We start from the raw sequence: 13629 nt of genomic DNA, 5'->3' as shown, positions 1-13629 counted from the left end.
ATCCTGTTACCGATCTAACTAATCTAGGTACCCTCACCTTTGAAACTTCTCGCGATACCGTTAACGGTACATTGGAAGCTATTTCTGATTTAGCAAGTGCTGATATTGGTGGTACTGCGGGTTCACTGACTGGTGTAGTCGGTACATTAATTAGCAACGGTTCAACTGCTTCTGGTCTGGTTCAGCATATTGCTGGTGACCTCACTGATGTTGGTGGCCTCATCGGCGGTGTGACTGGTGGAATCGGTGGTGGTGAAGGTGGCCCTCTTGGCGCAATCACTGGCATCATCGGTGGTATCACTGGCGGTATTGGCGGTGGTGAAGGCGGTCCTTTAGGTGCAATCACAGGAATCATTGGCGGCATTACTGGCGGAATCGGTGGTGGTGAAGGTGGCCCTCTTGGCGCAATCACTGGCATCCTTGGTGGCATTACTGGCGGTATCGGCGGTGGTGAAGGCGGTCCTTTGGGCTCAATCTCTGACATCCTTGGTGGTATTACTGGCGGCATCGGTGGTGGCGAAGGTGGTCCTTTAGGCTCAATCTCTGGGATTATCGGTGGAATCACTGGCGGTATCGGTGGTGAAGGTGGTCCTTTAGGCTCAATCTCTGGGATTATCGGTGGCATTACTGGCGGTATTGGTGGTGAAGGTGGTCTAAGTGTGATTACAGATATTCTTGGAACCATTAATAATGGTGCAAATAGCGGAGACGTTATCGCAGGAATTGCTCAACCGATTCAAACTGTCATTAGCAATGGCAACATTGCAGTAGACACATTACAAGATCATGTCAGTACCCTATTCAGCGATGGTTCATTAGAGAGCATCAATAATCTAATTAGCGTCAGTGTTGGAAATGGAGATTACAGTCTTCATGGCAGCGTAGACGGAATTTTAGATGCATTGACTGGAACCGTCACTTCTGGCATCGCTGTGGGTGAACCAAATCCAAATGGTGGTTCTTTAACAGATCTTGTATCTCTTCAATCGCCACTCAGCAGTCTTACAGATCATCTATTCAGTTCAGTGAATCACTTCTAAATAGATCAACTAAAAAGCCGCTGATATGAGCGGCTTTTTTTATATTTATTATTTAATTCATATTCGATCAAAAAATCAGGCACAAAAAAACCGCAATTAAGCGGTTTCTTCTATTAAGTTGGTGCGCTCAGAGAGATTCGAACTCCCGACCCCTTAGTTCGTAGCCAAGTGCTCTATCCAGCTGAGCTATGAGCGCATTACTTATGTGCCTATTTAGGCGTGTGTTACTTTAAATCTTTACTTGGTGCGCTCAGAGAGATTCGAACTCCCGACCCCTTAGTTCGTAGCCAAGTGCTCTATCCAGCTGAGCTATGAGCGCTTTAAGTAAAGTGGCGGTGAGAGAGGGATTCGAACCCTCGGTACAGTTACCCGTACGCATCCTTAGCAGGGATGTGGTTTCAGCCACTCACCCATCTCACCGTAACACGAGCGCAATAATACAAACTAAAACCACATTACACAAGGGATGTTCCTGTTTTTTTCTGCTTTTTAAGCTCAATCAAATGTTTTTTAACCAATTTCCACATTTTTTCAGCATTTTTTGGTTCAACGCTTGTTAATATAGTGTTCTCTCCTTTATTCAGATCGGAGCAATAAACAGAATCTTGCAATCTTTGACGTGCAGTTAGAGTTTGAATGACTTATGCTAAACCGATCTGCCAGATGTGAATTGAAACGATATGACTAAAAATTGGGCCGATCCCGAAGCAAAAGCAGAAGCGCAACGTTACGATAATCCTATTCCTAGCCGAACTCTTATTCTCACTACATTAGAACAATTACAAACTGCACAGTCCCATGCAGAGCTGGTTGACCACTTTAATATCCCCGATCAAAAAAGCATTGATGCCTTGAATCACCGTTTAAGCGCCATGGTTCGTGATGGTCAACTTATGAAGGATGGTTTTAAATACCAACCTGCAACCGATCTGCCAACTCATGAAGCAACGGTCTATATCAATAGTAAAGGTCTAGGTACTGCCAATATTGCAGGTCAGGACGATATCCTTTTACCTGAACGTGAACTTCGCCTAGTTTTTAATGGCGACCGCGTTAAAGTGCGTCAGACCTCAGTTGATCGTAAAGGTAAACCTTGGGGCTTTATTAGCGAAGTGGTACAACACCGCGTTAAACAAATTATTGGTAAATTGTCTGAACATGAGGGTGAATACTTTATTCAACCAGCCAATCCAAACCAGCATCAACCTATTACTTTAGAAAAAGAATTGATTGAGCATGCCAATGCTAAAGTTGGTGATATGCTCCGTGTTGCAATTGATGACTATCCAACACGCGAAGAACTGGCGACAGGCCATATCGTTCAATCAATGGCGGATAAAGCAGATACTGAAATCATCATTCCACAAACGATTCTAGAATTTGGTCTGCCTTACGAATTTCCAGAAGCTGTGGTGAAAGAAGCAGAAAGCTTTAAAGAACCATCCGCAAAAGATCTTAAAGGGCGTGTTGATCTACGTGATCTACCATTGGTTACTATTGATGGTGAAGATGCACGTGACTTTGACGATGCCGTATTTGCAGAAAAACGTGCAGGTGGTGGTTATCGTGTTGTCGTTGCAATTGCGGATGTTAGCCATTATGTACGTTTAGACTCTCCATTAAATGAAGAAGCAGAAGAACGTGGTACATCGGTTTATTTCCCGCACTTTGTATTGCCTATGCTGCCAGAAGCGCTATCAAATGGCTTATGTTCTTTAAATCCACATGTTGATCGTCTGTGTATGGTCTGTGATTTAAAACTTTCTCGTGCAGGTAAAGTCACAGGATATGAGTTCTACCCTGCGGTGATGCATTCCAAAGCTCGTCTGACTTATACCCAAGTAGGACAATATTTTGAGGGGGCAACCAATGCGATCCCTGAAGATAAGAGCATTCATAAGTCACTTAATACGCTCTTCCAGCTTTATCAAACACTAAAAGGCTTACGTGCTGAACGTCATGCAATGGAATTTGAAACCGTTGAAACCTACATGACCTTTGATGAGTTAGGCGGAATCAAGGAAATTTTGCCACGTACACGTAATGATGCGCATAAACTCATTGAAGAATGTATGCTGCTGGCCAACGTTGCTGCAGCAGAATATGCTTTAGAGCATGATATTCCGATGTTGTATCGTGTGCACGAAGCACCAGAGTTTTCACGTATTCAGAAAGTGCGTGACTTTGTGAAATTGCTTGGTCTGCCATTCCCTGAACAGCCAACTCAAGCAGATTATCAAGCCGTCATTGAAGCAACCAAAGATCGTTTAGATGCGCCAAGTATCCACGCGGTGCTATTACGTTCGATGATGCAAGCCTACTATGGTGCGAAGAATGCAGGACACTATGGTTTGGCATATGAAGCCTATACCCACTTCACGTCACCGATTCGTCGTTATCCAGACTTATTATTACACCGTGCAATCAAAGCGTATTTAGACAAAAAAGTGTATCCACTGTCAGGTGCAGCATTAGATGATGCGGGTGAGCATTTCTCCAAGACAGAACGTCGTGCTGATGAAGCATCACGTAGCGTCACCATGTGGTTGAAATGCCACTATATGCAACAGCATATCGGTGATGAGTTTGTCGGGGTTATCAGTGCAGTCACTGAGTTTGGACTATTCGTGACTCTGAAAGACCTCTATGTCGACGGCATGATTCATGTCAGTCAGTTAGGTGATGACTTCTTCATTTATGATCAGGCCAGTCAAAGCTTAGTCGGTCAAAATCGTGGACAGTCATTCAGCCTTGGTGATGAAGTGAAGATTCAAGTTGCGGGTGTGAACTTGGAAGAACGTAAAATTGACTTCCAACTGGTACAACAGCTGACACATTTGGGTCGTGTAATTCGTCAAAAAGCACCACGTACTGCGAATCCTTCTAGCTCGAAGCGTGCTTCAACAACTGAAGAAGTATTTGGCAAACAGCCCTCTACTCAATCTAAAGTTAGTGAAGATGGTGAAAAGCCTGTACGCAAGAAAAAGGACAAGAACAAACCAAGTTCTTATACCAAGAAGCCTGCAAAAAAAGCGTCTGCCAAGCCTGAAAGCAAAGACAAGGCCAAGAAAAAAGTGAAAAAGAAAAAGTCGAATGCGAAAGCAAAGGCTGAGTAATTGATAAAAGATAAGGGAGCTTCGGCTCTCTTATTTTTTGTTATATAATGAATAGATAGACTATTTTTAAATATAAATAAAATCCAAATGACTTACGCCCGCATCACCAAATATTATTACCACCATTACTTTTCTATTCTCTTTTTCTTTCTCACAATCGGTGCTGCTATTTCTGTATTTTGGAGTGATTTTTCACCTAGCTTTACAGTAGAAATTGTCGCCTTAATCATTGCATGTTTTCTCTATGCCTTACTCCTCATTTATTTTCTCTACTTGAAAAAAAGACAGGAATGGGTGATTCCTAGACAATGGCAGAAAGTACGAAAACAGCCTAAACATTATGCTTTATTTATTTTCCCTTTATTCATTATTCCCGTACTCTGGCTCAACTTAGCCGGTACGCTTCCAATGATCTGGACATATACGCTAGGAAAACCCCAAATCATAGAAATATCAGCACAAGCAGTAAAAAAACGCTCTAAAAATACCGATTTTTATTCTTTTCAAACAATATATTCAGGGATCCCTATTTTCAGAATTACATCAAAACAATATGCAATGTATAGGGATCATCAACTCAAATTAAAGCTATCTACCCGTCACAGCACATTCGGTACATATGTAATGTCGATTGATGAAATCCAGGTCGCAACGCAAAACCCAACGAATAAATAATCAATCAACCTTGATTTCTCCCCTCCGAAGCCCTACATCTATAACTATGTTTAAAGATGAATATGGCAAAAATACAATGACACTCCAGCAAGCAACACTTCCTGTTCCTCAATTTGATCAAATTCAACTTGCCGATTTAAAACAACAGATCGAACAAACCATTCAAAACGGTCAAAATTTCTTAAATCAACTCAATGAAGTCCCGCAGGGCTCTGAAGCCCAACTGGCAACATTGACTGAAGTTGATCAACTTGAAAATAACATGAGTGAAGCATGGGGAATTTTGTCGCATCTCAATGCTGTGATGAACAATGCGGAAACCCGTGAAGTGTATCAAGCTCTATTACCGAGTTTAAGTGAGTACTATACCCAGCTTGGTCAACATACGCCGCTGTACCAAACATATCAACAGATCCATGATAGTGCTGTATTTCAAACGCTGAGCGAAGCACAACAAAGTGCGATTAAACTGGCTTTACGTGATTTCAAACTGTCAGGTGTTGCACTCGAAGGCGAAGCTAAAAAACGTTATGCCGAAATCTCAGCACGTTTATCTCAACTTTCTTCTGACTTCTCCAACCATGTACTCGATGCTACCCAAGCTTACTTCAAGCCGCTAACAGAAGCGCAACTTAAAGGCTTACCGCAAAGCAGTGTTGAACTGTTAAAACAATACGGACAACAACGAGAGCTTGAGCAAGCGGTTGCCACACTCGACTTCCCTGCTTATTTTGCCATTTTGACCTATGCAGAAGATCGTGAGTTGAGAGAAGAGCTGTATAAGGCTTACGTTACCCGTGCCTCAGAACAATCCGACCAAACTGAATTTGATAATACCCCAGTGATGGAAGAAATCCTGAGCTTACGTCAGGAAATGGCTCAGTTGCTAGGTTTCAACAATTATGCAGAATACTCACTTGCAAGCAAGATGGCACCAGATGTTGAAACAGTAAATCAATTCTTAGTCGATTTGGCAGAACATGCGCGTACACCAGCGCTCGCCGAAATTGAAGAGCTCAAAAGCATTGCACAACAAGAGGGTATCGAGGAACTCAAACCTTGGGATGCAACCTACTATTCTGAAAAGCTGAAACAACAACAGTTCAATCTTTCTCAAGAAGCACTAAAACCGTATTTCCCTGCACCGAAAGTGGTTCAAGGTTTATTCCAGATCGTACAACGCCTTTACGGGATCCAGATCATCGAACGTCAGGCTCCTGTGTGGCAGAATGATGTGCGTTATTTTGAAATTGAAGATCAAGGCCAAGTAGTCGGTGGTTTCTATTTTGATTTATATGCCCGTAATGGCAAACGCGGCGGTGCATGGATGAGCGGTTTCCGTTCTCGTGTTCAAACAGCCAATGGCCTGCAAAAACCAATTTGCTATATGGTATGTAACTTCACCCCACCAATTGGCAATCAACCTGCGCTGCTGACCCATGATGAAGTGATTACGTTATTCCATGAGTTTGGTCATGGCTTACATCATATGCTCACAGAAGTAGATAACATCTCGGTTGCAGGTACTCATGGTGTGGCGTGGGATGCAGTAGAGTTACCAAGTCAATTTATGGAATTCTGGGCGTGGGACAATGAAAGTTTAGATGTACTCAGCGAGCACACTGAAACCAAACAAACATTACCGCAAGAATTGCTATCTGCATTGTTGAATGCTCGTTTCTTCCAATCAGGCATGCAAACCTTGCGTCAGATTGAATTTGCATTGTTTGACCTGAGCATTCACCGCCAAGCACCAGCCTTAAACAGTCAGCAAATCCAAGCTACACTGGACGATATTCGCGATAAATTTGCCGTGGTTCCCGCTGTAGCTTATAACCGTTTCCAACACAGCTTCAGCCACATTTTTGCAGGCGGTTATGCTGCTGGTTACTACTCGTATAAATGGGCAGAAGTTTTAGCCAGTGATGCATTTGATCGTTTCGAAAGCGAAGGTATTTTTAATACCGAGACTGGAAAAGAGTTTAGAAAGTTTATTCTAGCAGTTGGCGGAAAAGATACGGCGCTTGATGCGTTTCGCAATTTCCGAAAAAGAGAACCAAAAATAGATGCATTATTACGTCATCAAGGTTGGACGAACACCGATAAAACCGCTTAAACTACGTCATTATTGTTCACAGGGTGTAATTAACTGACATGAAAAGACAGTTCATCGCGGGCGCAAAATGCCCGAAATGCGGGGCCTTAGATCGTGTCGTTAAGATCATCACTGTGGATGACGAGTGGATTGAATGTATCGAATGTGCTTATAGTGAAAAACGCCCAACCCATGTGGAACAAGCGCAACCCGCTGAGCCAGATGAAATTGGGGTGATACAATTCAAACCTCGTCATTTTGACTAGAAGGTTAAAAGTGATGTCCACATACCAAACAGAAAATTCCAAATTATTATGGATGATAATTGGTGGAATTAGTATTGTCGTGGTGCTGTTCCTTGCGGTCCAATGGTTCTTAGCTCAAAAAGATCAGCAAGCCACAACATCCGCACCGACTCAGCCTGTGGCTGAAAAAACCGTTGCCCCAGTAGCAACTGAAGCAACGGCAACCGTTGATGAAGTAACAACGGCGAGCAGTGATGTCGCTGCACCGATCCAATTGGTTGAAGAATCGATTGTAAAAGCGCCACTCCCTGTAAATGACAGTTTGGCAAAAGAAGAAATTGCCAAACTGGATGATATTCATCAACAACTTCAAGACCAGCAACATGATTTGAAACAGCAGAATAGCGATGTGGATACTTTGCTCAAGCTCAAAGAAGATCAAATCAAACTTTTAGAAGCCCAGATTGCAGCTCAAAATCATTCTTAAACTTTAAAAAGCTTTAACCTCGGTTAAAGCTTTTTTATTGCCAGCATCTTTAATCCAGAACCTGTTTGGACGCTGATCTTAGTTGAATTGGTTTCTGAAGGGTTTGAGCAATCAAAATCCCCAGCAAGGTTAAACCACCGCCAATATAATGGAACATCTGTAAATGTTCTCCCAGCAAAGCCACCGCAATCAATGCCGTAAATAAGGGCAATAGATTCATAAAAATACTATTTCGATTCGGTCCTAAATGTCTCACCCCCTCTATCCATAAATACGACAACAATACTGAGGAGAAAATACTGGCGTAGACAATCAGTGGAATGGTCTGTTGGTTCAGTTGCATCTGCGAAGCGGGCAAAAATATAAAAAATGGCAAGACATAAACAATCGCAAAACTGGATTGCACAAAATTCGATTGCCAGGCAGGGATTGGCATTTTCCAACGTTTCAGTAACACACCATATAAGGCATAGCCTGCTGCCGCAATGAGCATCAAACCATCACCCAAATGTACGCCTTGCTTCCAGATATCGGTAATTGAACCATGGCTCAGCAAATACAAGATGCCATAAAAAGATAAAGCGCCTCCAAACAACATGCCATAGCTCAGCCGGTCTTTCAGCATCGCACTACTTAAAATCATGGTGAGTAAAGGAATCAAGGCGGTGACAATCGCCATATTGGTGGCTGTGGTGGTGGATGCTGCCTGATAAGACAAGAACTGGAATAGAGACACGGACAGAAAACCTCCCAATGCCAACTGTTTCCAATACTGTTTGATGGTGTGTCGATTGTTCCAGACTGGAATCAGCACAAAGGTACTCATCACGGCGAGTGCCAACACCAGACGATAAAACGTAATCGCGACAGGCGAAATGGCATGACTGGCCATTTTAGACACCACCACATTGCCCGCCCAAAATAAAATCGCGAATAAGGGATAAAAATAAGCTTTCTGAAACATAGGCTAGACCTCTACATTGCGGTATCGATCATGCTAAAAAATAATCAATTTATTGTTTCTCGACAATAAGACGACTACTATCGAGAAATAGACAACTTATTTTTGGACATTGCACACATGGGGAAAAACTTTGAACATGGATTTGTAGATTATCCAGTCTATGCATTTTCAGAAAACTACCCCCATGGCCATATTGAGGACTGGCATAGCCATGATCGAATCCAGTTGATTCATACCCTATCAGGCGTGATTCGAGTACAAACCCACGAAGGCATCTGGATTACCCCACCTGGACGTGGCGTGTGGATTCCTGCACATAAACCGCATGCCTTACTCAGTAGCGGTGATGTCAAAGCCCGAGGGATTTTTATAGAAACCTCAGCACAACCCCATCTGAGCTCCGAATGTCGTGTTGTTGCCATTCCTGCTTTACTACGGGAGCTGATGAGTAGCGCAATGCAGATCAAAACAGCCATCCAGCCTGAAAGTCGCGATGAAAGACTACTGCAATTGATCTTAGACGAAGTTCGGGTATTACCTGCCCTTGCCTTTAATTTGCCAGACCCTCAAAACCCACGCCTGCAACAGCTCTGTCAGCAAATCAAAGACAATCTTAGTTTCAACTGGAATCTGGAAGATACAGCTGAACAACTGCATATCAGCAGTAAAACGTTAGCGCGACATTTTCAAAAAGAGACTGGACTGCATTTTTCCCATTGGGTTCGTCAAGCCAAACTGATGCAGGCCATGATTGATTTGGCCCTGAACAAACCGGTTTTAAATGTGGCCTTAGACTTGGGCTATGACAGCCCCAGTGCCTTTAGTGCCATGTTTAAACGTGAAACCAGCATGACACCGAGTGATTATCTTAAACAATTCTCTGACACACTCAGTTGAGTGTCCCGAGCATAGATTGAGTGAAGAATCTCATTCCTTTCATCCTCACAGCAGCATAAAATAAGCGCAATCTCCCAATACCCGAATCGCTATGGATGCTCAACCCACCAATCGCAACCTGATGATGGCGATTGGTTGCCTTACTCTTTCTGCGCTGCTTTTTTCTGTGATGGGGATTTGTATCCGTTATGCTTCACATACAGTCGATAACTACACCATTGTGTTTTTCCGCAATGTAGTGGGCCTGATCCTGTTTTTACCTTTTATCTTCAAGCAAGGAACTCGCTTTGTAAAAACAGAAAAACTATGGATGCATACCTGGCGTAGTGTTGTTGGGCTTGCTGCCATGTATGGTTTTTTCTATGCCATTGCGCATTTAAAACTTTCCAATGCAATGGTCTTTACCTACTCCTCTCCGATTTTTATTCCTCTGATTGCATGGTTATTTCTCAAAGAAAAAATCACCACTGCAATGCTCTGTGCTGCGGGTCTTGGCTTTATTGGAGTGTTCTGTGTGGCTAAGCCTGATCAAGGTTTATTGAACTGGATTTCAATCGTTGGCATCAGTTCGAGTTTATTGGCATCGATGGCCTTTGTCACCGTGCGTGCACTGACTCAAACCGAGCCACCTGAACGGATCGTGTTCTATTTCTGTTTTATTGGTTCATTGCTTTCCGTGATTCCGATGTTTTGGGTATGGCGACCTTATCATTTACAGGAATTATTGTTTTTGATCGGTGCAGGTGTACTGGCCAATGTCAGCCAGATTTTTATGTCTCATGCTTATCGTCTTGCCCCTGCTGGGCAGATTGCACCCGTCAACTATATCGCAATTATTTTTGCAGGACTTTGGGGCTTTTTACTGTGGAATGAAGTACCTGATTTATACAGTGTGATTGGTTTTGGCATTATTCTCTCAGCAATTTTATTATGTAGTCCTCTGACACAAAGAGATAAGAAATGGCGCTTCAAAGGTTAAGAATACGTTCACTCTTTTCGATAAACTCATAACAATCGCAATGCGGACAATTCAAATCGATGAACATAACAAATACTATTTTTGCAAATGAATCCCCTGCAATGATCTTAGCCTTCGAAAGAGCTCAACAGACCTTTAAATACTTTTGGCGGGAGCTGTATTGGGAATATCGCAGAATTGTTCCTGCTTTTGATCTTGCTTATGTTAAATGTGCCTTTACACAAGAACAGATTGATTCGCCCGACTCACCCCGAGTTGAGTATATGTGGATCGACCAAATTGATTTTGATGGAACGACTATTTCGGGTCAGTTGATGAATCAACCAAACGAGATCAATAATGTACAAGCAGGTGAAAATGTAGCACGGCCCTTTGAAGCTATCGTGGATTGGATGTTTCTCACTCAAGATCAAGTCTATGGAGGCTTTACAATTCAAGAATATCGTAAGCAATTAAATGATGCTGAGCGAAAAGAATATGATGAGGCTTGGGGAATAAATTTTGGCGATCCCAATAAAATCTTATATGTCTATGATCAAGAGGCACACCCAGAGAACTTAATTGAACACCCCATGTGTGGGAAAATGTTGGATAGTTTCTTAAACTTTATCCAAAGCAACCCAACCGTACTTCATGAAAAAGATGAATGCGGTAATCAACTATTACACCGCGAAGCCATTGCGGGTAATTTCTTATTCATTCAAGCATTACTCGAACTGAAACTAGATACATCAACTCTAAATAACCAATCTATGACCGCCTTAGACCTCGCGCATAAAATGGGATGGGAAAATATTACACACGTATTAGAATAGCTTGCATCTCCATATAACAACTGCTGTTTAATATACAGAAATAAAAAAAAGCAGCCTAAGCTGCTTTTTTTTGGTTTCAATAATTAGTGCTTATACCAACCAAACATCTGGAAGATATACGGTGCATAGGTCACCAACACCAACGATGAGAACAAGACGATAATCGGCAACAACCAACGCTCATAGCGGAAGTAGAAACTGGTGTATTTCTCTTTCGCTTCCTTATCGGCGGCCGAGACCTCTTCATCCCCGACGGAGAGTCGCGTCAGCAAGTGGTTCAAGGCAACAGGCGGTGTTACATAACCCAATTCGAATGCCACCAATACGATCATCCAGAAGTGAATCGGATGGATACCATTCTCGTAAGCAACAGGTGCAACCGTTGCAGCAACTAAGATCACCGCACCGAATGGATCTGTTGTCATCCCAATAATCGCAAGTAACAACGCAATAAAGGCAAGTGAAATATAGATATTGCCCAAGTGCGCTGGCAATAACTCAACCACTTCTGCACGTTCGATTAAGCCACCGACACTTGCAGACAATGCCATTAATAGAATTAATGCACCGATATGCCCAACTGTTTCTGAGGTTGCAAAACGTAATGCTCCACCAAAACCAAAGCTCTTACTACTGTGTGGATCATGTGATTTCAAGAACTCAGATTTTTTCTCATGCTCACGAACCAATGCTTCATGCTTCGCATCCACCACTGGTGCAGGTGCAAGTTTTGAGGCAAATAACTTGTCAAACAAGATCATTGCAATCAACACCAACGGCAAAATCATTGGCGCAGTAAATTCATTGATTGACGTATCTAAAGCAAGCTTATAGAACATCACCACAGCAAAACCAATGATGATATATGGGATCACAGGCACACATGCACGTAACATCCCTGGCACAGCGATTTTAGGTGAGTTCACACGGAACTTTTCCTCTGCAAGAATCAGAGAAACACCCAAGAATATGAAGGCTGTTAACCAGAAGACATAGATACCGTGATCAAATAATTCAGTCGATGTCACATGACGGCTGTCGAGCATCGAGATCAAGATAACCAATAGACATGGACGAATCACCACACCTAAAGAACCCGACATTGCCGATACAGCTAAGGCATATTGACGACGAGCACCCGAGTTCCAGACTTCTTTATAGATGATTGCACCCGCTGCAATAACGAAAATACCCGAAGCACCTGTGTATGCTGTTGGAATCGCTGCTGCAATCAAGATTAACCAAGTTAAGGTTTCTGGCGCCAAGTTCCACGGACGTAAGATATTTAAGAATAAATCCATCACACGTGTTTGGGTCAGTAACATACCTGCCCAAATGAACAAGGCCAGATTTAAGAAAATACCAGAGAACTCAACCAAGATACCCAAGTAAATCCCTTGCCCCATTGGATAATCCATGAAGAAGGTAAATACAATTCCTGTCACCAAAGACATAAACGCATACAGAGGAACACTCAGTAGCGCTAAACCAAAGTTACCCTTCGGTTGTGCTGTTTTTGGAATAAAGATGAATTGGAAAATACTGATAATGGTCAGTGACACAAATAGTGCAATCCACAACCAATACAAAACTGCCGTTTTACCCGCAACCTCAACCCCAGAGTTCAATACTGAATGGTATTGGCTAATTACCGAATAACTGAGTAAAGCATTACCCGCAACCATCAATGCCGAATAGACACGGAAGTCGATTCTAGTTTTTGGTGCACGTAAACCAATGTGGTGATAACGCAAAGATGCTGTAATTGAAGCAAACAACACCATGATTAATAAAATAACAGTTTGGTTTTCAGAACCTAATTTAAAGATCCCGAAGAAAGTGGTTTCAACTTTACGATAAGTACGAATACTTGGATGCGCTTCCAAGTGCTTCATTGCTTTATCATAGAATTGGTATTTTTCTTCACACTGCTGCTGTGCGGCCAATAAAGACGCACGAACATCAGCTTCAGAAGCCGCACCAAACATACTTGCAAATTCATCGGCAGCATTGACTTTCATCTGCTCTTGAACTTGTGCATCAATGTTTGGATGTCGATCACAAGATGGTTTTTCAGGTTCCGCACGTAAAAACGAATATTGCATCCCTGTTGTTTGATCACCGTAAAGACGCTCCCCCATACGAAGCATCTGACCGTGAATCATTTCGCCTGTACCAATAAGCAACGTCATTAGCAACAAAGCAAGAATAATGAAGGTTGATATCCAATCATTCCAGATATAGCCTAATCGGGCTAATCCAGTCTTATTCTCTTGATCATTTTGCATGTCTATTCCAATTTATTGTTATCAACAT

Annotated in this window: 10 protein-coding genes, 3 tRNA genes and 1 pseudogene; 9 read left to right on the top strand and 5 right to left on the bottom strand. The window is 42.5% G+C overall.

What is annotated here, in order from left to right; genetic code table 11:
• Positions 1–1040 (top strand): annotated as a pseudogene (locus F885_RS21110) (beta strand repeat-containing protein); the annotation flags it as partial.
• A 119-nt stretch (positions 1041–1159) separates the two neighbouring features.
• On the opposite strand, the gene F885_RS07170 reads toward F885_RS21110, so the two are convergent.
• The 3 genes from F885_RS07170 to F885_RS07180 all read right to left on the bottom strand — a co-directional run bounded on the left by F885_RS07170 (position 1160) and on the right by F885_RS07180 (position 1460).
• Positions 1160–1236, bottom strand: a tRNA-Arg gene (locus F885_RS07170).
• A gap of 46 nt (positions 1237–1282) precedes the next feature.
• A tRNA-Arg gene (locus tag F885_RS07175) sits at positions 1283–1359 on the bottom strand.
• Between the two features lie 11 nt (positions 1360–1370).
• Positions 1371–1460, bottom strand: a tRNA-Ser gene (locus F885_RS07180).
• Positions 1461–1720: 260 nt separating this feature from the next.
• On the opposite strand from F885_RS07180, the gene rnr reads away from it, so the two are divergent.
• From rnr to F885_RS07205, 5 genes are all read left to right on the top strand, one after another.
• Positions 1721–4156 (top strand): ribonuclease R, encoded by a 2436-nt coding sequence (gene rnr, locus F885_RS07185; protein ID WP_005201167.1) that lies wholly within the window; start codon positions 1721–1723, stop codon positions 4154–4156.
• Between the two features lie 87 nt (positions 4157–4243).
• Positions 4244–4831 (top strand): hypothetical protein, encoded by a 588-nt coding sequence (locus F885_RS07190; protein WP_004804153.1) that lies wholly within the window; start codon positions 4244–4246, stop codon positions 4829–4831.
• A 76-nt stretch (positions 4832–4907) separates the two neighbouring features.
• Positions 4908–6947 (top strand): M3 family metallopeptidase, encoded by a 2040-nt coding sequence (locus F885_RS07195; protein WP_032859515.1) that lies wholly within the window; start codon positions 4908–4910, stop codon positions 6945–6947.
• A 38-nt stretch (positions 6948–6985) separates the two neighbouring features.
• A complete protein-coding gene (locus tag F885_RS07200) occupies positions 6986–7192 on the top strand; it encodes a YheV family putative metal-binding protein (protein WP_004657752.1) in 207 nt (68 codons plus the stop codon).
• 10 nt (positions 7193–7202) lie between these two features.
• Positions 7203–7658: a hypothetical protein gene (locus F885_RS07205; RefSeq protein WP_081400777.1), complete on the top strand. Its 456-nt coding sequence runs from the start codon at positions 7203–7205 to the stop codon at positions 7656–7658.
• Between the two features lie 49 nt (positions 7659–7707).
• On the opposite strand, the gene F885_RS07210 is transcribed toward F885_RS07205, so the two are convergent.
• Entirely contained in the window at positions 7708–8622 is a 915-nt protein-coding gene (locus tag F885_RS07210) for a DMT family transporter (protein WP_005318026.1), read from the bottom strand.
• Between the two features lie 117 nt (positions 8623–8739).
• Between F885_RS07210 and F885_RS07215 the strand changes: the two genes are divergently transcribed.
• The 3 genes from F885_RS07215 to F885_RS07225 all read left to right on the top strand — a co-directional run bounded on the left by F885_RS07215 (position 8740) and on the right by F885_RS07225 (position 11313).
• Complete coding sequence (locus F885_RS07215; RefSeq protein WP_005318024.1) at positions 8740–9519, top strand: AraC family transcriptional regulator; 780 nt, start codon at positions 8740–8742, stop codon at positions 9517–9519.
• 91 nt (positions 9520–9610) lie between these two features.
• Complete coding sequence (locus F885_RS07220; RefSeq protein ID WP_005318022.1) at positions 9611–10498, top strand: DMT family transporter; 888 nt, start codon at positions 9611–9613, stop codon at positions 10496–10498.
• Positions 10499–10557: 59 nt separating this feature from the next.
• Positions 10558–11313 carry a YegJ family protein gene (locus tag F885_RS07225; protein ID WP_005318020.1) on the top strand — a complete coding sequence of 252 codons (756 nt, stop codon included), beginning with the start codon at positions 10558–10560 and terminating at the stop codon, positions 11311–11313.
• A gap of 83 nt (positions 11314–11396) precedes the next feature.
• Here the strand turns inward: F885_RS07225 and F885_RS07230 are convergent, their stop codons facing one another.
• The gene (locus F885_RS07230) at positions 11397–13601 is read right to left on the bottom strand and encodes a TRAP transporter large permease subunit (RefSeq protein WP_004804146.1); all 2205 of its coding nucleotides are present in this window, start codon (positions 13599–13601) and stop codon (positions 11397–11399) included.
• Positions 13602–13629: the final 28 nt, after the last annotated feature.

It is taken from the genome of Acinetobacter higginsii, from assembly GCF_000369845.1.
GTDB lineage: Bacteria > Pseudomonadota > Gammaproteobacteria > Pseudomonadales > Moraxellaceae > Acinetobacter > Acinetobacter higginsii.
This window is presented reverse-complemented; position numbering and strand designations above follow the sequence as displayed.